At 60.0% G+C, this 22,747-nt stretch carries 17 protein-coding genes and 1 tRNA gene; 3 read left to right on the top strand and 15 right to left on the bottom strand.

Annotation, left to right across the window (positions count from 1 at the left end):
- Nucleotides 1-3 precede the first annotated feature (3 nt).
- From ACI3L3_RS05280 to ACI3L3_RS05265, 4 genes are read right to left on the bottom strand one after another with little or no spacing between them, the layout of a single operon-like run.
- Entirely contained in the window at nt 4-375 is a 372-nt protein-coding gene (locus ACI3L3_RS05280) for an NADH-quinone oxidoreductase subunit C (protein WP_404844042.1), read from the bottom strand.
- 15 nt (nt 376-390) lie between these two features.
- Nucleotides 391-837, bottom strand: coding sequence for an NADH-quinone oxidoreductase subunit B family protein (locus tag ACI3L3_RS05275; RefSeq protein WP_404844041.1), 447 nt, complete (start codon nt 835-837; stop codon nt 391-393).
- A gap of 3 nt (nt 838-840) precedes the next feature.
- Nucleotides 841-1,695: a respiratory chain complex I subunit 1 family protein gene (locus ACI3L3_RS05270; RefSeq protein WP_404844040.1), complete on the bottom strand. Its 855-nt coding sequence runs from the start codon at nt 1,693-1,695 to the stop codon at nt 841-843.
- Nucleotides 1,695-3,584: an NADH-quinone oxidoreductase subunit L gene (locus ACI3L3_RS05265; RefSeq protein WP_404844039.1), complete on the bottom strand. Its 1,890-nt coding sequence runs from the start codon at nt 3,582-3,584 to the stop codon at nt 1,695-1,697. Before ACI3L3_RS05265 ends, ACI3L3_RS05270 begins: the two co-directional genes overlap by 1 nt.
- Before the next feature lie 226 nt (nt 3,585-3,810).
- Here ACI3L3_RS05265 and ACI3L3_RS05260 point away from each other — a divergent pair, with 226 nt between their 5' ends.
- Complete coding sequence (locus ACI3L3_RS05260; RefSeq protein WP_404844038.1) at nt 3,811-4,116, top strand: hypothetical protein; 306 nt, start codon at nt 3,811-3,813, stop codon at nt 4,114-4,116.
- 563 nt (nt 4,117-4,679) lie between these two features.
- On the opposite strand, the gene ACI3L3_RS05255 is transcribed toward ACI3L3_RS05260, so the two are convergent.
- From ACI3L3_RS05255 to ACI3L3_RS05220, 8 genes are all read right to left on the bottom strand, one after another.
- Nucleotides 4,680-4,755, bottom strand: a tRNA-Phe gene (locus tag ACI3L3_RS05255).
- 117 nt (nt 4,756-4,872) lie between these two features.
- Nucleotides 4,873-5,706, bottom strand: coding sequence for an outer membrane beta-barrel protein (locus ACI3L3_RS05250; RefSeq protein ID WP_404844037.1), 834 nt, complete (start codon nt 5,704-5,706; stop codon nt 4,873-4,875).
- 92 nt (nt 5,707-5,798) lie between these two features.
- The gene (locus tag ACI3L3_RS05245) at nt 5,799-6,968 is read right to left on the bottom strand and encodes a M23 family metallopeptidase (protein WP_404844036.1); all 1,170 of its coding nucleotides are present in this window, start codon (nt 6,966-6,968) and stop codon (nt 5,799-5,801) included.
- A gap of 1,230 nt (nt 6,969-8,198) precedes the next feature.
- On the bottom strand, nt 8,199-8,975 hold the full coding sequence (locus ACI3L3_RS05240) for a tetratricopeptide repeat protein (RefSeq protein WP_404844035.1): 777 nt from the start codon (nt 8,973-8,975) through the stop codon (nt 8,199-8,201).
- Entirely contained in the window at nt 8,965-11,442 is a 2,478-nt protein-coding gene (gene gyrA / locus ACI3L3_RS05235) for a DNA gyrase subunit A (RefSeq protein ID WP_404844034.1), read from the bottom strand. The genes ACI3L3_RS05240 and gyrA overlap by 11 nt, the downstream gene beginning before the upstream one ends.
- Before the next feature lie 147 nt (nt 11,443-11,589).
- Nucleotides 11,590-13,989, bottom strand: coding sequence for a DNA topoisomerase (ATP-hydrolyzing) subunit B (gene gyrB / locus ACI3L3_RS05230; RefSeq protein ID WP_404844033.1), 2,400 nt, complete (start codon nt 13,987-13,989; stop codon nt 11,590-11,592).
- The gene (dnaN, locus tag ACI3L3_RS05225; protein ID WP_404844032.1) at nt 13,989-15,146 is read right to left on the bottom strand and encodes a DNA polymerase III subunit beta; all 1,158 of its coding nucleotides are present in this window, start codon (nt 15,144-15,146) and stop codon (nt 13,989-13,991) included. Before dnaN ends, gyrB begins: the two co-directional genes overlap by 1 nt.
- A 118-nt stretch (nt 15,147-15,264) precedes the next feature.
- Nucleotides 15,265-16,584: a DnaA ATPase domain-containing protein gene (locus tag ACI3L3_RS05220; protein WP_404844031.1), complete on the bottom strand. Its 1,320-nt coding sequence runs from the start codon at nt 16,582-16,584 to the stop codon at nt 15,265-15,267.
- Between the two features lie 255 nt (nt 16,585-16,839).
- On the opposite strand from ACI3L3_RS05220, the gene ACI3L3_RS05215 reads away from it, so the two are divergent.
- Nucleotides 16,840-18,015: a homocysteine biosynthesis protein gene (locus ACI3L3_RS05215; RefSeq protein ID WP_404844030.1), complete on the top strand. Its 1,176-nt coding sequence runs from the start codon at nt 16,840-16,842 to the stop codon at nt 18,013-18,015.
- A gap of 29 nt (nt 18,016-18,044) precedes the next feature.
- Entirely contained in the window at nt 18,045-18,788 is a 744-nt protein-coding gene (locus tag ACI3L3_RS05210) for a hypothetical protein (RefSeq protein WP_404844029.1), read from the top strand.
- Nucleotides 18,789-18,858: 70 nt separating this feature from the next.
- On the opposite strand, the gene ACI3L3_RS05205 is transcribed toward ACI3L3_RS05210, so the two are convergent.
- The 3 genes from ACI3L3_RS05205 to ACI3L3_RS05195 form a co-directional block, all read right to left on the bottom strand.
- Nucleotides 18,859-19,755: a pseudouridine synthase gene (locus tag ACI3L3_RS05205; RefSeq protein ID WP_404844028.1), complete on the bottom strand. Its 897-nt coding sequence runs from the start codon at nt 19,753-19,755 to the stop codon at nt 18,859-18,861.
- A gap of 25 nt (nt 19,756-19,780) precedes the next feature.
- Nucleotides 19,781-20,815, bottom strand: a complete 1,035-nt coding sequence (gene dctP, locus ACI3L3_RS05200) for a TRAP transporter substrate-binding protein DctP (RefSeq protein WP_404844027.1) — start codon at nt 20,813-20,815, stop codon at nt 19,781-19,783.
- Between the two features lie 169 nt (nt 20,816-20,984).
- On the bottom strand, nt 20,985-22,673 hold the full coding sequence (locus tag ACI3L3_RS05195) for an FG-GAP-like repeat-containing protein (RefSeq protein WP_404844026.1): 1,689 nt from the start codon (nt 22,671-22,673) through the stop codon (nt 20,985-20,987).
- Nucleotides 22,674-22,747: the final 74 nt, after the last annotated feature.

Raw genomic sequence — 22,747 nt, 5'->3', positions numbered from 1 at the left:
TCCTTACTGTTTGGTGATCTTGACGTTATTGGTCAGGGGAACCTGCGTCGTGGATATTTCTTCATCCAGAAGCAGCGAGCGGTTGAAGTCCAGCACCAGCCCGTCGAAGTCGAGGGCGAACTGGTCGCGCATCTCGTTTTCGGAAAGCATGGCGCAGAAGTAAATGCCGCTGATGCTGGGCACGGGTTTGGCCTTTTCGGCCATCATGCGCAGGTTGACGAGCTCCAGGTCCTTGTCCATGTGGTAGAGGATGTCCACAGTGTCGTCGTCCACCTCGGTGCAGGACATGGCGACCAGCCGGTAGCCGTCGTTCTTGAGCATCAGTATCTCATTGGCGACGGTCTCTTTCGTGACCTCTTTCAAATTCTCAATCACAGCTTTCTCCTGAGACTATGCCTTCTGGGCTTCGACCTTTTCGGCGAACTTCTGCAACCCCAGCACAACGCCATCAATGATGGCTTCCGGTTTGGCCGGGCAGCCGGGTACGTAGACATCAACGGGGATGACCTTATCAATGCCCCCCAGCACGTTGTAGCACTCGCGGAACACGCCGCCTGTGGTGCCACATGCGCCAATGGCGATAACCGCCTTGGGGTCTGGCATCTGGTCATAGATGTTCTTGAGAACCTTCTTGTTGCGGTGGTTGACCGTGCCCGTCACAAGCAAAATGTCCGCATGCTTGGGGTTGCCCACATTGACGACGCCGAAGCGTTCCACGTCGTACAGTGGGGTCAGGCAGGCCAGCGTTTCAATATCACAACCGTTACAGCTCCCGCAGTCGAAGTGCATGATCCACGGGGACTTGATGCGCGACTTCTCGATGAATGACTTGATCATGACTTAACTCGCGGCGTGCAGCCAGATGAGGTTCACGAAGGACATGGCCAGGCCAACGCTCCAGACGTACTTGAGCATCCAGCGCCAGGTCATGCGGGCCATAGTGTTGTCGATGACGATTTCCGCAAAGTACACCGCCACCAAAAGCAGACCCATGCCGTACCAGCTGGTGGTCCAGAACAGGGCGCAGATACCAAGGACGAAGATGGTTTCGTACCAGTGGGCCAGCTCGATCAGGCCAAGGAACGGGCCGGAGTATTCGGTGAGCACACCCTTCACCAGTTCCTGATGGCCGTGGTGCGAGGTGGAGAAGTCAAAGGGCGACTTCCTCAGCTTGATGGTCAGCGCGTAGCCGAGCACAATGAACATGAGCGGCAGCTTGAGCAGCAGGGGCTGCTGCGTGGCCATGATGTCGCTGATGTTAAAGCTACCCGTCACCATAAAGATGCTGACGAACACGAGGATGAGCAGCGGCTCGTAGGTGAGCACCTGAATCAGCTCGCGCTGGGCGCCAATCTGCGAGTAGGGCGAGGGCACACTCATGGCGCCCATGACCAGGAACACCGCGCCAATGGCCTGCACGAAGAAAATCAGCAGCAGGTCGGACTGGACGAAGAAGAGCACCACGGACAGGGCGGCGGCCACAAGGTACACCCACGCGCAGAACACCTGCCACACGTTGGCGACCATCTTCTCCTTCCCGAACAGTTTGGCCACATCGTAAAAGGCCTGCATGATGGGCGGTCCCTGCCGGGACTGGAACCATGCCGTGACCTTGCGGTCCAGACCGGCGATGAGGCCGCCGATAAGCGGCGCAACAACAAGACCAATCAGTGCGAGTATGATTTTCGTGATCATTACAGCGCCCCTCCCATCATCAGCACGATCAGGGCGATGGCGGCAATGTTGACCGGCGTGGTCAGCACATTCTCGCCGAAGACCGCATTCATGTAATAGTTCCCAGCCTCAAGCTTCACCGGCGCGTTCATGGGGCCGTTGAAGGTGGCGTCCTTGATGTCGCCAATCTGCAGGCCGCCCATGTACGCCGCCGTCGGCTCAATGGTGCGGGCCTTCTTAGCCGCGCGCAGGGCGTACAGGAAGCCCGCGCCAAGGATGAAGAACAAGGGGTACACCGCAAACGCGCCCATGGGCCCGGTGAGGATGCCTCCGGCGCTCTCAAGGGGCGGCGCGGAGAACAGCGGCTGCACGAGGCTGGAGTAGATAACCGGAGCAGCCAGGGACAGCACCACGGCTGCGCCCGCCAGCAGGGTCAGCGGCATGCGAATGAAGGTTTCCTGGCGCTCGGTCGCGGGCTTGTCGGCGCCGGCGGTGGACAGCATCATGCCGGCCCAGCGCGCCCAGTAGATGACGGTAAGGGCAGAGCCAAGGGCCATCATCACCACCACGAACAGGTTGCCCGCGGCAGACTCAATGGCCAGCCACTTGGCAAGCAGCACGCCAAAGGGCGGCAGGATCATGGTCAGAATGCCGATAACGGCAAGGATGGTGGTGCGGGGCATGCGGTTGTACAGGCCGCGCATGTCTTCGATGTCGCGGGAGCCGATTTCCTGCTCGATGGTGCCAACGCACAGGAACATCAGGGACTTGGACACCGCATGGAAGATGATGAGCAAGATAGCCGCCGTCAGCGCCGCAGGGGTGTTGATGCCCGCACAGGCGATGATCAGGCCAAGGTTGGACACCGTGGAGTAGGCGAGAATCTTCTTGCCGTTGGACTGGCTGATGGCCAGCGCCGCGCAGGCCACAAAGGTGAACGCGCCACACAGGGCTACGCCGTCGGAGACGAAGCTGCCCGCAAACGCCGGAGCGATGCGCAGAACCACGTACACACCGGCCTTAACCATGGTGCTGGAGTGCAGCAGGGCGGAAACCGGAGTGGGGGCGACCATGGCGCCAAGCAGCCAGCTCTGGAAGGGCACCTGCGCGGCCTTGGTGAACCCGGCCAGACAGATGAAGGCCAGCGGAATCATCAGCGCGCCCACGGCAGGTCCGGCAGCGATAATCTGCTGCAGGTCCAGCGTTCCGGTGACGTTGTAGGCCCATATCATGCCGATGACGAAAGCCACGCCGCCAAGGCTGTTCATCCACAGGGCGCGGACGCTGTTGCGGATGGCGATTTCGGTGCCGTCATGCCCGATGAGCATGAAGGAACAGAAGGTCGTGACCTCGAAGAAGAAGTACAGCCACATGATGTTGTTGGAGAGGACAAGGCCGTTCATGGCGCCAAGGAAAAGAATCATGAACATGAAGAAGCGGGGCTGTCTGGACGTCTCCAGATGCAGATGCTCCTCGTGCTTGTTCATGTAGGGGATGGCGTAGATGCAGATGAGCGAGCCGATGATGGAGATAACCAGCACCATCACCAGCGAAAGCTGATCGGCATAAAACGCCGGGACCTGCGCATGGTCCACCACAAACAGCTCAAAAATGGCCAGCAGCGCAATCTGCGTGACGGTGAACACCTTGATGAGCAGGCTGTTGTGTTTGAATGCGTAGTACAGAATAAGGAACAACAGGGCGAAATCCGCCACCGCGACCAGCGTTCCCCAGCCCGCTGGCGGGCTATAGGTGAACGTCCCCGCCGTAAGCAGGGCGATGGAGGCGACGGCCAAAATGCCGCCCATACCCGTAACGACCAGTGACCGGACAAAGCTTGCACGCAGGAACATGCACGCAATGCCCGCCACGAATGGAAGAAGAACAAGAAGCACTAACAGATTGGACATGACGACCTCTTTTAAAATGTTCCGCCAATCGTATCCCACAGCCAACCCGGCCTCCCACTGACCGGGACAAGTCCTTGAAATCTCAACTTTTAAAGATTTCTGGCTCCCTTGTTTATGACATGAACAGTTACAGGTCAACAAAAGATTAGAAATACAGCGGTGCGTCAACGTTGTTTGTATGCTTTTACACGCATTCAAGATGTTGCAATTGTCAAGAGGACGAATCTTGCTCAATTTCATGCACAGTTTTCCACGCGAAAAGAACGCCGCACCGGCGGCTGTGAATCCGCGCACCTTTCTCTTGGTCGCACAACCAGCCAAACTTGGGAAAAAGACGAGCACACAAGGCAAAACATCGCATAAAGCGGCGTTGACTGAATATTCAACCAACGCCAGCCGCCAAGCCCCCTTTTGCGAGAGGTGGCGCTATAAGTGTCACCTGGCTGACACTTTCGTTTTGAAAAAGCGTGCTGGGTTTGATGTGGACGAGATACAGAGGAGAGGTGATGCAAGAACTCTTTTCGCATTGTGACGGCGTTCACAATCTCCGTCGATACGGAAAGGACAACGTTTTTTACGGGCGTAGTGCATTCAGAGTAACGTCATCGGATACAGAACGGAGATTTTTGTGCGCAGGCCTATTTTTTCCAAAAATTCCCGTCACCACACGTAAAACACGACGCAGGAACCGTTGCGCACGGGTATAGCTGCTTGCGCAAATACAGTGCTGTGCAGCGTCAAAGCATCCGCAGCCACGCAACACAACAGACGCGGTGCAAAGACGTACAACAGACAACGCAGAATCATACCAAAAAATGCAGACACAAAAAAGGAGGGCGCGCCTGCATCACCACCAAGAACGCACGAAAAAGCAGCACAGGGAACAGAATAAACCGTCTGAAAAGAGAGGAGGAATAAGAAAAGCGCAGGAGGAGAACGCCTCAAAGGAAGGGGCGCAAGGCGTTTTGTAACAAAGAAGAGGGCGGGCAGTCACAGCGCGCCGCAGGACGGCACAACTCAACACCACTTCGGGCAGGACAGGCACAAGACAAAGAAAAAGCCTCCGCGTTTTCACGCGGAGGCGTATTCTCTAAGTGGTGCCACGGCACAGAATTGAACTGCGGACACGGGGATTTTCAGTCCCCTGCTCTACCAACTGAGCTACCGTGGCCCCCGTCGGAGATGAATACCTAGCCAAACTCGATTTGGTTGGCAAGCACTTTTTGAAAAAAATTTGGAATTCATGGCCACAGGGGCGCGGTAACGCGGGGATATTCCCCGAAAGGAGCTAGAAGCCCACCATCACGGCCACCCCGAACACCCGCATGGTATTCTGCGGCTCCACCACAGTCCCATCGGCACTGCCCGTAATCTCCAGCGTGGCGGTGTCGGATTTCTCCACATCCCAGTAGCGGTAATACGGCTCCACGGAGACGCTCCACCCATCGCCGAGGTATTCGGCAAAGCACGCGGCCCGCACGCCCCACGCATCAAAAGCGTCCTGCTCGTTGGTGGGGTCATTGTAGCGCGCATCGGCCTGACTGAGGTGGCTCTTCACCCGCCCGCCCCAAAAGAGGTCGTATTCTCCGCGCAGGCCAAAGCGCCACTCGCCGCGCCGGGTGGCAAGCTCCGCACCAACAGGCGTGTACAGATAGCGGATTTCGCGCTCATAGCCGCCGTCGCCTTCGATTTCATCGAACCAATAGCGGTAGCCCAGGCCGACAAAGGGCGTCAGCGCCCAGTCACTGAGGGGAATGTCGTACCCGACAAGGGCGCGCAGGTGGAACATGGAGTCTTCAGTGTCGCGGGTGATGGGCGTGCCATCTTGATACTGTCCGTCATAGTCCAGCCCGCCGCCAACGTATTCCATTTCGCCGCGTCCCATCCATCCTGCCGAGCAATGGTAGGTGCCGCGCAGGCGGATGCCGTGCAAACTGCCCGTTTCCTTCATCACCCCCGGCTCACGGTAGCGCACATTGGCGTACACATAGCCCATTTCCACGGTATTGCGCAGGGCAGGGTGCAGCTCCGGATCAGCGGATTCCTCCTGCGCCAAGGCGGGTGCGGCGCACACAAGACAGAGCAAGACCAGCCCCACAACACCACAACGAAAGCGATTCATGGCCACCTCCTCGTGGTCCGGACGTTTCCATCCAGACTACCACAGGGTGGCTTTATGCGCCCCGAAAAATGCGAGGGCAAGCTGCGAATAATCTACATCTGTGCGGAAAAGCGGGAATCATTGTGCGCAAGGCGGGTGGTCCCCATCCGCACGCGGGAGGCAATGACGCGGCGACGCAAATAGCGCATCTCGCGCCGGGTGAGGTCGCGCGAGGTCAGGGAGCGGTTGCCCCGCGGATTCACCAGCCTGCCGTTCTTTTTCAGACGGAAATCAAGATGTGGTCCCGTGGCGTAGCCCGTGCTGCCCACATAGCCAATCACCTGCCCCTGCACCACGCGGTCGCCGGCGGCAATATCCTTGGCGTACGCGCTGAGGTGCAGATACAGCGATTCGTAGCCGTCCTCATGCTCAATGGCGAGATAGCGCCCGGATTTACGGTCACGCCGCATGCGGTCAATGCGGCCGTCGCTGGTGGCATAGACCGGCGTCCCGCGCGGGGCGGAGTAATCAATGGCGTAATGAGGCTGCCAGCGCTTGGTCACGGGGTGCAAACGGCGCGAAGCAAAGCCCGACGCCAGCTCATAGGTTTCCAAAGGCGCGCGCAGGTAGGGCTGCAAGTTCTTTCCGGCGGCGTCGAAATAGGACGCGCGGCCATCGGGTTCATTCTTGAACCAAAACGCCTCATAAACGGTGTCCCCGCGGAAAAAAGCGGCCGCAAGGATGCGACCATACCCAATACATTCGCCGCGGCGGTATTTCTTCTCCACCAGCAGAGTGAAGGTGTCGCCTTTTCGGACCTCGCGCCACGCGTTGAAACGGAAGGCAAAAATATCAGCCAAACGCAGGGCCAACCCACGGTCTCCGCCCGCATCGCGCATGGCGGCGGTGAAGGCGCGGCGCTGGCGTACCTCGCCGTGCATGGTTTCCTCCACCACATCTATGGGCGTTTTCTTCACACTGGCGGAAAAGCCCTCACCATCGTGGGTGACCAGCAGATATTCCCATTCGTCAATATCGTAGCGGAAGGAGTGGAATCCCTCAGGCCCGGACTGCACGCGGTAGGTCTGGCCGGCCCGGAGCTTGGTCAGCGGAAAGACGCCCCGGCACTGTTTGGACAGGTCGTAGATTTCAGGAGGGGAGAGCACGTCACCAAGCAGGGAGGATACACTGTCGCCGCTGCGTACTGTGCCGTCGCGCACCGTCACAGCATCACCGGTGGCGGTGGGGCGCTGCGCCTCGCCGGCGTGGCCGGGAAGCGGCATACCAGCCAGCAAAAGGCCACACAGTACACACGCCGCAACGACGTACCGGAGAAATCCTAACTCAGCTTGGGGTCTTTGGTGCATCATCCTCTCTGCTATTTGGAAGGGGGTGGCGCGCCAGTACGGCGCAGGACAGGTGCCTGTACTCGTCTTCACGGATTCTGTCACCCCTTGCCGTGGGCGGATATCCGCGCGAGAGCAGCATTCCTTGTGCTATTTCGGGGAGTTTTGGCTGGGCAAAGAATTTCGGAGGGATGAGGCATGAAAAGCGTCATACCGCGCAGGGACAAAAAACAGGTGACGGCCGGGGTGTCGCCGGCCCCGGCCGTCACAATCGCAAGAAGGAGGCTTCTATCCAATAAACCAAGGAAGGTTTGATATCTCGTCGGTGCGGCGGCCGAGAGGGTCGTATGCATTTTCCGCCGCCGCACCGCTAGCACGGTAGAGAACAAAGAGAGCTTGGGAGGTGGCTATGGGAAGGCTTTTCCCGTCGCCTTCTGCCTTCTCTGTATCAACCTTCGTGCCAAACACAGTTTATGTTGAAAATCAGTATGTTAGGGATTTACTTGAAATTGTCTCAAGTTTTTGAGTGCACAAGGCTGCACATATAATGTGCAAACATGTGCAACGCTGTGCACAGACTGACTGCACAACCACCTCACATCACACATTCTTTTTCCCACGAGGCCTATCCCCTCGGCCCTGCGCCGCGCACTGACGTCCCTCCTGCGTATCCTCCCGGCGATTGGGCAGGATGTGCATTGTGTTCGTAAACACAATAACCAGCTCTTTTTATTGAAAAACTTAGAAACATCGTTTCTTGGAGGCTAGTCGCGGCGGCGCCTCATCCCCATACAGACGAGCGCATTTCCCCAAACAGCCCCAGTGCGGCCATACCCCCATTCTTTCCAGCGTCTTCCCGCCCCTTCATCCGCTCCTGATGTGCCAAGGACTGTGGATGTCGAAAGTGTTCCTAATCAAATTAACACTCTGAAATTTAATGTAAAATAAGGAACATTTTCACCATGCAGCCCGTCTTCAACCGCAGTCTCCACAAGGGAGGGCAGCCCTTCGCTGTGCCACATCATCACAACAGCGCAGTCCCCAACCAAGCGCGTCACTTCCCTCCAAACGCCGCCGCCCTGCGCCCGGCAACAGCCACAAAAAAGCCGCTCAGGCGAACCTGAGCGGCTTTGAATGGTCTTCCCTGGAGTCCCCACGGGGATGAAGCTATTTTGACTCCAACAGCCCGATGCGGGTCTCGATAACTTTGGGATTGGGGTAGGTGGTGCGGATGGAGGAGAACAGCTCCAGCGCTTTCTCCCGCTCGCCCTGCGAAACCGCAATCTCCGCCAGCAGGAACGTGGCGCGGGCGCGCAGTTCCTCTGGCGCAGCCTGCTGCGCACGGACCTTGTGCAGCCACTCCCGCGCCTGTTCGTTGTTCTGGAGCAGGGAATAGGCCTGCGCCAATTCATACATACAGGTGGCGCGGGGGACGTCAGCCGGGGCGTCCTGCACGCACTGCAACATGGCATCGCGCGAGAGGTCATACCGCCCCTGATACTGGTACACCTTGCCGAGGTTGAAGGAGATTTCCCACAACCTGTCCGAGTTCCCCGCATTGGCGGCAAGGGCGTGCTGCCACGTTTCCGCCGCCTTATCCCACTGGCGCATGCGCATATACACATCAGCCAGTTGCCGCGTCAGTTGCGCGGAGCGCTCGGGTGCATCCGAGAACTCCAGCAGCATGGCCTCCAGCAGTGTGGCGGCCTTGCGCGGCGAGTCATTTATATCGAGACAAATGTCCAGCAGCCGGTTCCAGACCTTCCACCGTGCATCGCCCTGCGGCGAGGATTGCAGGTAGTTCTGGTACAGGTTCTCGGCCTGAACATAGTTGCCCTGAGCGTATTCCCGGTCGGCGCGGGACAGGGTAGTGTCCTCCGCCTGCGGAGAACACGCCCAGAGCAGGCACGCCAGCACCAAGGCGATGGCGGTTTTAGTCTTCATTCTTCCGTGCTTCATCAATCTGCTTGTCGCGGACGATGTCGAAGCCCACCACGTGGCCGTCATCGGCCATGCTCACAAGGCGCACACCCTGCGTGGCGCGGCCAACCTTGCGGATTTCACCGGCGCCAATGCGGATAACCTTGTTTTCGGACGTCAGCATGATGATGTCGTCGTCCTTTTCGACCATGATGGCCCCGATGAGGGAACCAGTCTTGGGCGTGGTGCGCATGGTGATGATGCCCTTACCGCCGCGCGTCTGCAGGCGGTAGAGGTCAAGGCTGGAGCGCTTGCCGTAGCCCTTTTCGGATACGGTCAGGATGTCCTTGTGCTCATCAGGCGTCACCACAACACCGGCCACAACGCGGTCGCCGCTGCGCAGGGCAATACCCTTCACACCAGCAGTGCCACGGCCCATGGCGCGGGCGTCGGCAACGCTAAAGCGGATGGCGTAGCCATGCTGCGTCACCAGCACAATCTCGTCCTCGCGGCCCACGTCCACAACCTGCAACAGGTCGTCGCTTTCGCGGACGTTAACGGCAATGATGCCGGTGGAGCGGCAGTTGGTGTACATCTCCTGATGCGTACGCTTCACCATGCCCTTGCGGGTCACGAACAGGAAGCTCCTGTCTGCGGCAAAGTCGCGTACGGTCAGGGAAGCCACCACGTACTCGTCCTTGTCCAGCGGCAGCAGGTTGGCAATGTGCATGCCCTTGGCCGTACGGCTGCCCTCGGGAATCTGGTGCACCTTGAGGCGGTGCATCTTGCCCCGGTTGGTGAACAGCAGAATGTACTGGTGGTTCGTGGTGACGAGGAAGTTCAGAATAAAGTCCCCGTCGGAGGTATGCACGCCAAAGATCCCCTTACCGCCGCGCTTCTGGGCGGAATAGTTTTCCATGGCGGTACGCTTGATATAGCCGCGCTCGGACAGCGTGATAACCACGTCGGCGTCGGGGATCAGGTCCTCAATGTCGATGCCGGACAGGTCGTGGTCGTCGATGACGGTACGGCGCTGGGTGGCGTAGGTCTTCTTAAGGGCGTCCAGCTCGTCGCGGATAACGCCAAGAAGCACATCTTCGTTCTCCAGAATGCTCTTGAAGAATTCAATCTTCTTGAGCAGCTCCCGGTATTCCTCCAGCAGCTTTTCGTGCTCCATATTGGTCAGACGCTGCAGGCGCATGTCCAAGATGGCCTGGCTCTGCACGTCGGACAGCTCAAACTGCTCCATAAGCGCCTGCTTGGCGTCCTGAGCGGTTTTGGAACTGCGGATGGTCTTGACCACGGCGTCGATATTATCGAGCGCAATGCGCAGACCTTCCAGAATATGGGCGCGGGCTTCGGCCTTTTTCAGGTCAAAGCGGGTGCGGCGGATGATGACCTCGCGGCGGTGCTCAAGGAAGTGAGCCAGAATATCCTTGAGGGTAAGCAGCTGCGGGCGGTTATCCACAACGGCCATCATGTTGAATCCAAAGGAGGATTCCAGCGCCGTGTACTTGTACAGGGCGTTGATGACAATGTCCGGAATGGTGCCGCGCTTGAGGTCGATAACAATACGGATGCCGCGGCGGTCGGATTCGTCACGCAGGTCGCTGATACCCTCAATGCGGCGCTCATGCACCAGCAGGGCAATCTTTTCCACGAGGGTGGACTTGTTCACCGCGTAGGGAATCTCGGTAATGACGATGGACTCAAGGCCCTTGCCACGGTCCTCTACGGAGAGGGTGCCGCGCATCTTCACCGAACCACGGCCGGTGGTGTAGGCCTCGGTCAGGCCTTCGCCAACGTAGGCCACGCCACCGGTGGGGAAGTCCGGGCCCTTGATGAACTGCATCAGGTCGCGGGACGAGCAGGACGAGTGGTCCAGCAGGTACAGCAGCGCGTCGATGAGTTCGCCAAGGTTGTGGGGCGGAATATTGGTCGCCATACCAACGGCGATACCCGCGGAACCATTGAGGAGCAGGTTCGGCACCTTGGTGGGCAGAACCTCGGGTTCCTGCAGGGAGTTATCGTAGTTGGGGCGGAAATCGACGGTGTTCTTCTCGATATCCGAGAGGAATTCACCGGCAAGGCGGGACATACGGGCTTCGGTGTAACGCATGGCGGCGGCGGAGTCGCCGTCGATGGAGCCGAAGTTACCCTGTCCATCCACCAGCGGATCGCGCATGGAAAAGTCCTGCGCCATACGCACCAAGGCGTCGTACACAGCGGAGTCGCCATGGGGGTGGTATTTACCGATAACGTCACCAACAACGCGGGCGGATTTCTTGTACGCCCTGTTGTAGGTGTTGCCGAGCTCATGCTGGGCATACATGATGCGCCTGTGCACGGGCTTCAGGCCGTCGCGCACGTCCGGGATGGCTCGGCCGATAATGACCGACAGCGAATACTCAAGGTATGATCGCTGTATTTCCTGTTCAATACTGATTGTCGGGTTTTCCACGCTTCTCCCTCGCAAGCTTGCCGGAGCCATGCTCCGGGCGGGGATTAATCCGGGGAGCCGCCCTCCCGCCAAAGCGGGGCGGGCGGTCCTGCCGAAAAACTGTCATCCCTGCGGCGGCGCAAGGTGCGCCGGGCAGGTGTGTCATGGCCATGCCGCGCAAGAGCGCGGGGCGTGGCCTTAGATGTCCAAGTCGCCTACAGCCAGAGCGTTGCGCTCAATAAACTGGCGGCGCGGCTCCACCTGATCGCCCATCAGGTCCGAGAACAGCTCGTCCGCCTCAGCGGCGTCGTCCACGGTGACCTGCAGCATGGTGCGCTGCTCGGGGTTCATGGTGGTTTGCCACAGCTGTTCGGGGTTCATTTCACCCAGGCCCTTATAGCGCTGGATGTTGATGCCCTTGTGCGCCTCGGCAAACACGGCGTCCAGCAGGTTGAAGATGCCGGAGATGGTGTCCGTGGTGTCCTTCTTGACCAGCTGGAAGTCATGGGAACCGCACTGGTCCATAACGGCGGCGAAGCGGTCATAGCTCTGCTTGAAGATCTTGGAGTTGAAGAACTCCACGCCAATGCGCGTGCGGTGGCCCTTGCCGTTGTCAAAGATGACATAGCGGCGGCTTTCCAGCCCATCGTCGGAGAGTTCCAGCTCGGCAGAGTAGCCGCGCTCGCCGATGTAGGCCTTCAGCGTCTCAAACTCGCCGTTGTCGAGGGAGGCGGGGGTCAGCTTCACGTCAAAGGCGAGCAGCTTGTGGAACAGGTCCTCGCCAATGCCGAGCTGTTCGGCCTCAAGGGTCTTGTCACGCAAGAAGTTGATCTTGTTCATCAAGCGCACCAGCGTCGCGGTGCGGAACACGCGCGGCTCGTCGCAGCCAATGGAGTGCACTTCGATGTCGCCGGCGATGCGCTCCAGCAGGTAGCCGGCGTATTCGCCCTCGTCCTTGATGTACTTCTCAAACTTGCCTTTGTGCACGCGGAAGAGCGGAGGCTGGGCGATGTAGAGATAGCCGTGCTCGATAAGCTGCGGGTAGTGGCGGAAGAAGAAGGTGAGCAGCAGCGTCCGGATGTGCGCGCCGTCCACGTCGGCGTCAGTCATGATGACGATTTTGTGGTAGCGCAGCTTGTCCAGCTCAATCTCGTCCTCACCCTGGCCGATACCGGCGCCCATGGCGGTGATAAGGGCCTTGATTTCCTTGTTGCCAAGCATCTTGTCAAAGCGGGTGCGCTCCACGTTCAGAATCTTGCCGCGCAAGGGCAGGATGGCCTGAATGCGGGGGTCGCGTCCCTGCTTGGCAGAACCGCCGGCGGAATCGCCCTCAACGATGAACAGCTCGGACTCCTCGGGCTTCTTGGTCTGGCAGTCCGCCAGCTTGCCAGGGAGGGAGTTGTCCGACAGCGCGCCCTTGCGTCGCACAAGGTCTTTGGCCTTGCGCGCGGCTTCACGGGCGCGGTGGGCGTCCACGACCTTTTCGATAATGGCGCGGGCGTCCTTGGGGTTCTCCACAAAGAAGGTGTTCAGCTTGTCGTACACCATGCCGGACACAAGGCCGGAGACCTCGGAGTTGCCAAGTTTGGTCTTGGTCTGCCCCTCAAACTGCGGAGCAGGCAGCTTCACGCTGACCACGGCGGTCAGGCCCTCGCGCACGTCATCGCCGGAGAGCTTGGCCTTGAGCTTTTTAGGCAGGTCCGAGTTCTGGATGTAGGCGTTGATGGCGCGCGTCAGGGCGGACTTGAAGCCCATCAGGTGCGTGCCGCCTTCCTTGGTGCGGATGTTATTGGCAAAGGTCAGCATCACTTCCTTGTAGGAGGTGTTGTACTGCATGCCAAAATCGATGGAGATGCTGTCCACTTCCGCAGAACCGGAAATCGTCTGATGGATGCCCGTGGAGCCGGAGTTCAGGTCGGCCACGAACTGCCCGATGCCGCCGTCGAACTTAAACACGTCGCTGCGCTGGGTGCGCTCGTCGCGGAAGTCGATGGTCAGGCCGGGATTGAGGTACGCCAGTTCCTCAAAGCGCTTACGCAGTACGTCGTACTGGAACTGGTTCGTCTCGAAAATCTCTTCGTCCGGGCGGAAGCGGATCATGGTGCCGGAGTCCACAGCGTCGTCAATGTTCTTCAGCTGGGTTGCCGGAACACCGCGCTCGTACTTCTGGAACCACTTTTTGCCGTCGCGGCGGACGGTGACTTCCAAATACTCGGACAGGGCGTTCACGCAGGAGACGCCAACGCCGTGCAGGCCGCCGGAGACCTTGTAGGAGTCGTTATCAAACTTGCCACCGGCGTGGAGCACGGTCATGACGACTTCAACGGCGGGGCGGTTTTCCTTGGGATGCATATCCACGGGAATACCACGGCCGTTGTCCATGACGGTGACGCTGTTGTCGATGTGCAGGTTCACGATGATGGTATCGCAATAGCCCGCCATGGCTTCGTCAATGGAGTTATCCACCACCTCGTACACCAAGTGGTGCAAGCCGCGCGCATCGGTGGAACCGATGTACATGGCCGGGCGTTTTCGAACTGCGGACAAGCCCTCCAAAATGGTGATGCTTTCCGCATTATATTGCTTGGGCTGGGTCATTATTCGGTGCCTTCCTCGCTGTAATACGTTTCTTCCACGATCTTCATGGGCATGATGATGACCTGATATTCGGGATCGTCCTCGCCGCAGACGCCGCAAGGCCCTTCCGCGCCGGTCAGCTTGAAGTTCACCTTATCCGAGGAGAAATGATTGAGGATTTCGATAAGGTTGCGCGTGGGGAACGCAATTTTTTTCAGGTCGCCCGTGAAGTCGACGTCGAGGGATTCGGACGCGGTACCGACGTCCTGCCCCTGACTGTAAATCACAAGTTCGCCGCCGAGCTGAAAATACGCGCAGCGGTTGTTCTCGGTATTGAAAATGATGATGCGCTCAAGGGCATCAATGAGTTCCAGACGGTCCGCCGTCATCTCAGACACGCCGTCCTCGGCGATTTTGTCGAGGAAGGTGTGGTAATCCGGATACTGATAGAAGGACAGCGGCAGGCTGAAGGTCTCCTTCTTGTCCGCGGTGCGGAAGAAGAGACGCTTATTGTCGATGTTCAGCTCAATCTCGTCGCCGGAGAGCCACTTTTTCAGTTCCACCAAGTACTTTTTCTGGATGAGCACGCCGCCGTCGGGGAGCATGTCGCGCAGGTCGTCGTGCAGAAAGCGCAACATGGCGAACTGGTGGCCGTTCAGACCGCAGGACTCAATGTGCTGCGTGGTCTTGTCGGGCATCAGGCTCAGGCAGGCGATGGCTTCCATGGTGTCTTCATCGCTGATGCAGTAGGCGGTCTTGTCGATGAGTTCCTGCAGAAAATCCCCGGCCCAGAACACGGAGTTCTCCTCGGGGAATTCCGAAAAGTTCTGGAACCAGCTCTTCTCGTTGGTGGGCAGCTTGTATTTGCGGCTTCCCTGCTGGATGGAAAGGTGCTGGCCCTCGTCGTCCGCCTTGAGGGTAATCTGCCCCGGAGGCAGCTTGCGGATGAGGTCGTAAAAGGACCGTCCCTGCACGCCCACAAGGCCTTCCTCAATGATTTCAGCCGTATAGGTGCCGCAAAATTCCAAATTGGAGTCCGTGGACATAATGCGCAGGGCGCCGCCGTCCACCTTCAGCCAAATGGTTCTCAAAAATGCCGCGCCGGTCTTGGCGGGAATGATGCTTGCCGACTTCTGCAGGCCTTCGATGATGTCATCCCGGAACACCTTCAGAAACATCGTCTTCTCCTTGCGTGAAAACTGAAACAAATATCGCGGCCGCAAACTGTGCGGCAGCCACTCGTAATCTTCCATCCGGCCCGCTGTCGGGCTGGTATATTGTGCATGACCACGACCGTTAGTCGTCTGCGAGACAGCGCTTTCGCAGCGTCTCGACCTGGTCCTTGAAGTGCACGTCTTCGGCCATGAGGGTGCGCACCTTCTTCACGGCGTACAGCGCCGTGGAATGGTCGCGCCCTCCAAATTGCCGCCCAAGGGCGGGGTAGGAGGTCTGCAGGATGTCGCGGCTCAGGTACATGGCCACCTGCCGCGCCCGCACGATATTGTGGTGCCGCCTTGCGCCCTTCAGGTCGCCAAGGCTCAGGCCGTAAAAGGCCGCCACCACGTCAAGAATGGTTTGCGGGTCCACATCCCCGCGTGCGCCATCGTCCGACTGGGCGATGATGCGGTCAAAATCACTGTCCGAAAACTCCGTGCTGACGAATTCCTTGTACGCGTACAACTTCAGGAGCACGCCCTGCAAAAACCGCAGGTCCGTGAAGCGCTGCGCCACGGTAAGCTGCCGCTCGCGCGACAGGCCAAGCTGTTTCTGACGACAAAAGCGCTCCACGCAGGCAATGCGCACTTCAAGGTCCGGCTCCGCCAGCGTGACGATAAGCCCCCACTCCAGCCGCGACTTAAGCTTGGGGTCAAGGAAATCGTAGGAGGGCAGGTTGCCAAGACATCCAAAGACCATCTGCTTGCGGGCGTCGTAGAAGCTGTCGAACAGGGTCAGAATCTCGCTCTGGAAGTCCCTGTGCCCCTTGAGGAGATGCAGGTCGTCCACCAGCAGAAAGGTATAGCCGCACACCTGCGCCCGGGCCTTCATGGCGTCGCCGCCGCACTCGCCTTCGTAGAGGTGGAGCAGATCCTCGACGGAGCCGAAGAAGACGTTTTCGCGCCCATGATTGCGGGCCAGCTCGTTGGCCATGGCCTTGAGCAGGTGCGTCTTGCCCGAGCCGCTGGGGCCGCAGACGATGAACGGATTAAACGTTGGGTCCGTCTGCTTGGCCACCTCACGCGCGGAGATGATGGGGAAGGCGTTTTTGTTGTTCTGCACAAAGCTGGAAAACGCGAATTCACGCCCGAAGGGATAATCCAGCGTGCGCACGTCGTCCTCGCCGGCGGCAGGGGTCTGCGCCGCCTTGGCCGAACTGCCGTTGGTCCCGTAGCGCAGACGCACGGGCGCGGCAAAGAACGCATGCAGTTCCTGCTCAAAACGCTCCTGATGACTCCCTGCGAACCACTGCGAAAAAAAGGCGTGGGGAAAGACCACGGACAGCTCTGTCTGCTCGCTGTTCATCGTGAGTCGCAAGGGGTCGTACCAGCGCCGGAGCTCATCCGCGGAGTGGTTTTTCAGCAGATGATCGCGCAAAATGTTCTTCAATTCGGAATCCATTGGTGTCCGGTCTTTGCGAGGGAAAAAAGTCCACAACAAAGTGTGTTAAAAAAGAGAGAAAAATCGGTGTGTTGCGGACGTGTTCGCTGCTTCGAAAAAGTATGGGCCGTTATACCGCAAAACACCGCCAAAGCCAAGGAAAAACCTAGTATCCAAGCGGCTTCCCGCGCTTTTGCACGCAAATTTGCATTGCCTTCCATTTCAGAATCGGCCACGATTGCCGCTTACGTGATTTTTCAGCATAGGAGAAGCCCAATGAGTCACTCTCATGAAGTGAACAAGACGCTTAAGGAAATCAACGAAAAGATTCGCAAAGGCAAGGCCGTCGTCCTCAATGCAGAGGAGATGGTGGACGTGGTGCGCAAGAAGGGGAAAGTCGCCGCGGCCAAAGAAGTGGACGTCGTGACCACCGGCACCTTCTCGCCCATGTGTTCCAGTGGTCTGCTGTTTAATATCGGTCAGAAAAATCCGCCCACCATGCGCACGTCCAACGTCTGGCTGAACGACGTGCCCTGCTACGGCGGGCTGGCGGCGGTGGATTCCTACCTCGGCGCCACCGAGCCAACCGAGGACGACCCGCTGAACAAGGTCTACCCCGGCCAGTTCAAGTACGGCGGCGGCCACGTCATTGAAGACCTTGTCCGCGGCAAGGCCGTGCACCTGCGCGCCACCGCCTACGGCACGGACTGCTACCCCCGCCGCGAGCTGGACAAAAACATCACGCTGGCGGATCTGCCCTTTGCCGAGCTGCTCAACCCGCGCAACTGCTACCAGAACTACAACTGCGCCGTGAACCTGACCAGCCGCCTCATCTACACCTACATGGGGCCGCTCAAGCCGGGCGGGCGCAACGCCAACTTTGCCACCGCAGGCCAGCTCAGCCCGCTGTTCAACGACCCGTACCTGAAGACCATCGGCCTTGGCACGCGCATCTTCATCGGCGGCGGCGTGGGCTATGTTCTTGGCGCGGGCACCCAGCACGACGCCGCGCCCAAGCGCAACGAACGCGGCATCCCCATGACCGGGGCCGGAACCCTCATGCTCAAGGGCGACCTCAAGAGCATGGACGCCCGCTACGTGCGCGGCGTTTCCATCACCGGCTACGGCTGCTCGCTGGCCCTTGGCGTTGGTATTCCCATTCCCATCCTCAACGAGGACATGGCATGGTTCACCGGCGTCAGTGACGACGATATCGATATGCCCATCAGGGACTACGGGTACGACTACCCCAATGGCCTGCCGCGCATTCTCAAGCACGCCAAGTTCTCGGAACTGGTCAGCGGCGAGATTGAACTTAACGGCAAAACCGTGCAGACCGTCCCCCTGACAAGCTACAGCCGCTCCCTTGAAGTGGCGAATGAGCTCAAAAAATGGATCGAAGACGGAACATTCCAGCTCACCGAAGCGCAGGAAGAGATTCCCTCCTCCTAGACGACGTTCCGGAGCGCCTGCGCCTCACAATGCAGGCGCTCCTGACGCATATCCGTTCGGCCGCCCCGGGCACCATCGCAGTGTCCGGGGGGCTGGACAGCCGCCTGCTCTCCCATGTGGCCAAGCGCCTTGGCGCGGCCATGACCTGCCTGCATATCTCCGGCCCCCATCTGACGCCCGATGAATCCGCCGCCGCCCGCGCGTGGCTGGAGGACCTTGGGCTGCCGTTTCAGATTATCACCGTGGACCCACTCAGCGTCTCTGGCGTCGCGGAGAATAGCCCACAGCGCTGCTATCACTGCAAGCACCACCTTTTTACCGCCGCGCGCCGCGCCGCCCAAAACACGACGCTTCTTGACGGCACAAACGCCAGCGACCACGGCGAGTACCGCCCGGGTCTGCGCGCCCTTGCCGAACTGGGTGTGCGCAGTCCCTTTGCCGAGGCGGGCATCACCAAGGACGACATCCATACGCTGGCACGCGCCCTGAGTCTGCCACGCCCGGACCAGCCCGCGCGGCCCTGCCTGCTCACGCGGTTTCCCTATGGCGTGCGGCCAACGCCAGCGCTTCTGGCCCGCCTTGGCGAGCTGGAGGACCGCCTGACGCGCGAAGGCTGGACGAACTTTCGCGTGCGCGTGGAGGAGGGCGGCGGGCTGCGCCTGCACGCCCATCCCGCCAACACCGGCCGCCCCGTGCCGGAGGATCTGCCCGTCACCTTCACCGCTGCCGTCAGCGGCCACTTTGACCGCGCCAGCGGCCTTGGCAAAAAATAAGGCGCGCCCGGCCAAGCCGTCACGCGCCATCGCCCGCGAAAGGTTCCCCTTTTCGCTCCTGCATGGTCCCCTACATATCAAGCTCGCGTACATCATCCGGCACATGGCCGCCAACGGCGAAGCGTCCGGCCCAGTCCGGGTCGCGGCGCACGAACGTGTCATCCCACGCCAAGGCCCAGGCATGCAGCAGCATGCGCTGGTTGCCCCGAGGTGTCCCGTATTTGCCGTCCCCCACAAGGGGATAGCCGCGCCCGGCAAGCTGCACGCGAATCTGGTGCATGCGTCCTGTGAACAGCCGCACGCAAAACAGCGTCACCGCGCCATCGGTGTACAGCGACAAGGCGCGGGCGTGGGCGTCCTTGCCCGATCCGGTGCGCACCTTCTCGCGTCCGGGCGCGCCGCTGCGCTCCATGGTGTCGCGCATGGTCAGGCGCGTTCCCGCCTCGCATGCGCCCTCGGTCCAGCACAAATAGTATTTCCCCAGTGTATGGTTCTGAAAGGCCTCCTGAAGGTGCCTCAGAGCCGCATACGTTGCGCCGCAGGCCAGCAGGCCCGAGGTATCACGGTCGAGACGGTGGGCGGGTGTGGGGGTAAACGCCGCGCCGGCATACTGCGCCTTGAGGCGCTCGGTCACGGCGTCGGCATGTCCGGTGCCGGGCTGCACCGGAAGGCCGGCGGGTTTGACAATGACCACGACGCCGTCCTCTTCGTAGGCCACGGGCAGTGCCGGCCCGTCGGCGGAAGGGGCGGGAACGTCATCAAGACGGATGGGCGGCACGCGCACCACCTGCCCGGCGCTCACGCGGTCAAAGGGCTTTTTGCGGCCCCCATCAACGCGCACCTGCCCCTTGCGCACAAGGCGCATAAGCAGGGAGCGGGGCACATTCCCCAACCGGCGCTGGAGAAACTGCAGGAGCTTTTGCCCGGATTCGGCGTCGGACACGTCAAAATGCTGTACGGGTGGCATGGGGCGGTCTTAGCGCAACTGCGCCTCAAGGAAAAGAGGGGATGTACGCGCCATAGCGCTTGCGGTTTTTGGCCTTGAAGCGGACCACATCGCGCACCATTTGGCTGGCGGGGTATCCGGCGTCGCGGGCGCGGCTCATCCACCGGGTGACGCCAACGTCCAAATTCACACGTGTATCGCGCAGGTCGGCTTCCGGCCACTGCAAAAACTGCACGTTATGGCGCTTCACCGCCCAGCTTACGGCCTTGCGGGTGTGGGCGTCCACATACTGCCCGGTCCACACCGCATGCTCGCGCGAGAGGTCTTCCATCACCTGCTGCACAGCCTGCGGCAGGCTTTCCCACACCGCGCGGTTCATGACCACGACAAAGGGATACACGTGCAGGTTCAGCGCCACCTGATACCGGCAATACTCGGCAAAATTCATATCCATGAGCACATCCAGCGAGGACAGCACGCCCTTGACCGTCCCCTTGTGCAGGGCGTCACCAGTCATGGACATGGGCAGGGAAACCGGCACACCGCCAAGGCGGCGGATAATATCAAGGCCGTTGCCGATGGCGCGTACCTCAAGGCCCTCAAAGTCCCCAAGGCCCCGCACCGGCACCTTGCTCATCAGGCAACTGGGACCGGAGGTGAACACCGTGAGCACCTTCACGCTCTTGAACTGGGGCGGGGCATAGCGCTGGAACATATCCCAAAACGTCGCGCAGGCCACCGTGGCGGAGGTAAAGCCGAGAGGCTCCTCAAACAGGGTACATACCGGCGTCTTCTGTTGGGCAAAGGGCAGGGAGATACACCCGATATCGGCCTTCCCTGCGGCCACCGCCTGCTGCATGTCCCCGGCCCCGGCAAGGGTCGCTCCGGGGTAGGTTTCTATTTCTACAGCGCCCTTGGTGCGCCGCTCCACCTCATCGGCCCAGCGTTCCATCTGGATGCACGGGAACGTAGAGGCCGGCGGTGAATTGGCATAACGCAGGCGGAGAGGCTCCGCCAAAGCTGGCGGCGACAACGCCACACAGACCATAATGCCAAGAACAATCCGGACCACAACGCGCACGCGGCACACTCCCTGCTATGCATGACACATATTTCCGCCCACTATACCACGCCCAGCACGCTAAGGAAAACCGTCCGGCCAATATTCCCCAGCGCCGTCCCCGGAAACAAAAACAGCCCCCGCGGCATGTGCTGCGGGGGCTGATGGGTGCCATATGGCGGGAGGCGGCTTACTGCTCGCGCTCCACCGGGGTGGCCGGGTCCATCTTGGTCTGGTCGAGGGGGTAGCTGATCACCATGGCCTTACGCTGGCCAAGGCCGGAGTGGCCGGGGTAGGTGTTCAGGGCGACGTACAGATCGCGCACGCCGTCGTTGTTGATGTCGGCCAGACCGTAGTCGCAGACGGTGCCCTTGATGCGGCGCGTCTTCCACGACAGGCTCAGGCCCACACCGTCCCAGAACAGGGAGTGGATTTCGCCGTTGGGGAAGAAGCGGTACCGCTCGAAGAACTGCGCGGCCACGGAGATGTTCTTGTTGACCAGAATCTCCCAGCTCTCGTTGCCATCAAGGTTGGTGGGAACGAGGCGCAGGGGGATGTAGTACATGTTGGTGTACTGGTCGCGGGCGGTGCCGAGGCCGCTCAGGGTATCCGGCAGTTCAAAGCCCAACTGCGAACCGGCAAACTGGTCCAGAGACGTGTACTGCAGTTCGTTGGTGGGCGTGTAGACTTCAATCTGGTCCTGCTTATTCACCAGCAGCAGCTTGTGGCCGTCTTTGGTGGGCAGGTAGGCGATGTTGAAGACGTTGGCCTTTTCAGGAACGGCCACGCGCTTGCCGAGCTGGAACTCGCCGCCCATACGCACCATTTCGTGGATGGGGGAGTCAAAGGTCCGCAGGCGGCCGGCCTTCTGGCCGATAAGCACGGGGGAGAACGTGGGCGGCATGCGCACCACGTGCATGAAATAGGGCAGGTCTTCGGCCACAGGCTTCAGGGCCTGACCGTCGAAGTGATAAATGTAGGAATTGGGGGTATTGCGTCCGTTGCGGCTCATGGCGGAGTCGAGGTCGTGCTCGTACACTCCGGAGACCACAATTTCCTGCACGCCGTCCCTATCGGTATCGATGAGGTTCACGTTCAGCAGCTCAATGCGGCGCGAGGGGGTCACCTCGGCCAACAGGCGCAGACGGCCGCGGTCGTAGCGGTACACGGACAGGGTGTTCTTGCTAATGAACAGCATTTCGTTCTGGCCGTCGCCGTCGGGGTCACCGGCAACCATGCCCTGAGCGGTAAAGCCAAGGCGTGGGCTTCTCCAGCGACCGGGGGTGTCGGAACCGCCGGAGTAGCGGAACTGCGGGTTCAGGTAGAACTGCTGTCCGTCCTTGCGCTCGTTGAAGATAAGCTCGGGATTCATGCGGTTCACAGGCTGCTGCTGGGCCGCCTGAGGTGCGGGAGCCGGACGCTTGAAGATGCGGTCGTTGATGTCGCCGGCCATGCCTTCAAGGGCGGGAATCAGGCCGCCGATGTCGGTCTGCACGCTCTGCGGCCAGGCGGCGCCGTCGTTGTGGGACACGCGCACGTCCACGCTGCACTGCTCGCCAACCATGGTCACACTGCCCCAGACGAGGTAGTCTGCATCAAGGGCGCCAAGGGCCTTGGCGGCGGCTGCGTCGGAATCGGGAGCGCTGTTCACCTTGGCGGCGACGTCGTCCTTGCTCACGGGTTCAAGATGGTCTTCCCAGCTGAGGCGGGAAATCATCATGTCCTGAATGCCACGGCTCAGGTACTGGTACTTGTCGGGACCATTGATGGCGAAGGGAAGGACCGCAAAGGTCTTGGCCAGTTCCGCAGCCATAGCCTGCCCGGGCAGGAGGATGGCTACCGCCATGAGAAGGGTCGCCAGATAACGCACACAACCCATGAATTTCAGCTCCTTGAAAGAAAAGATTGCAAAAGCGCGGACTGCGGGCCAAGCCGGCCCCGCCTCCGCACGAT

Source organism: Desulfobaculum sp. SPO524 (assembly GCF_044987625.1).
Lineage (GTDB): Bacteria > Desulfobacterota > Desulfovibrionia > Desulfovibrionales > Desulfovibrionaceae > Desulfobaculum.
The sequence above is the reverse complement of the archived record's forward strand: the minus strand, read 5'-3'. Positions and strand labels throughout refer to the sequence as shown.

Excerpts from the sequence above, each read along its gene's own strand:
- ACI3L3_RS05275 (WP_404844041.1), bottom strand. The coding sequence starts at position 837 with ATGATCAAGTCATTCATCGAGAAGTCGCGCATCAAGTCCCCGTGGATC.
- ACI3L3_RS05270 (WP_404844040.1), bottom strand. The coding sequence starts at position 1,695 with ATGATCACGAAAATCATACTCGCACTGATTGGTCTTGTTGTTGCGCCG.
- ACI3L3_RS05265 (WP_404844039.1), bottom strand. The coding sequence starts at position 3,584 with ATGTCCAATCTGTTAGTGCTTCTTGTTCTTCTTCCATTCGTGGCGGGC.
- ACI3L3_RS05250 (WP_404844037.1), bottom strand. The coding sequence starts at position 5,706 with ATGAATCGCTTTCGTTGTGGTGTTGTGGGGCTGGTCTTGCTCTGTCTT.
- ACI3L3_RS05245 (WP_404844036.1), bottom strand. The coding sequence starts at position 6,968 with ATGCCGCTTCCCGGCCACGCCGGCGAGGCGCAGCGCCCCACCGCCACC.
- ACI3L3_RS05240 (WP_404844035.1), bottom strand. The coding sequence starts at position 8,975 with ATGAAGACTAAAACCGCCATCGCCTTGGTGCTGGCGTGCCTGCTCTGG.
- gyrA (WP_404844034.1), bottom strand. The coding sequence starts at position 11,442 with ATGGCTCCGGCAAGCTTGCGAGGGAGAAGCGTGGAAAACCCGACAATC.
- gyrB (WP_404844033.1), bottom strand. The coding sequence starts at position 13,989 with ATGACCCAGCCCAAGCAATATAATGCGGAAAGCATCACCATTTTGGAG.
- dnaN (WP_404844032.1), bottom strand. The coding sequence starts at position 15,146 with ATGTTTCTGAAGGTGTTCCGGGATGACATCATCGAAGGCCTGCAGAAG.
- ACI3L3_RS05220 (WP_404844031.1), bottom strand. The coding sequence starts at position 16,584 with ATGGATTCCGAATTGAAGAACATTTTGCGCGATCATCTGCTGAAAAAC.
- ACI3L3_RS05215 (WP_404844030.1), top strand. The coding sequence starts at position 16,840 with ATGAGTCACTCTCATGAAGTGAACAAGACGCTTAAGGAAATCAACGAA.
- ACI3L3_RS05210 (WP_404844029.1), top strand. The coding sequence starts at position 18,045 with ATGCAGGCGCTCCTGACGCATATCCGTTCGGCCGCCCCGGGCACCATC.
- ACI3L3_RS05205 (WP_404844028.1), bottom strand. The coding sequence starts at position 19,755 with ATGCCACCCGTACAGCATTTTGACGTGTCCGACGCCGAATCCGGGCAA.
- ACI3L3_RS05195 (WP_404844026.1), bottom strand. The coding sequence starts at position 22,673 with ATGGGTTGTGTGCGTTATCTGGCGACCCTTCTCATGGCGGTAGCCATC.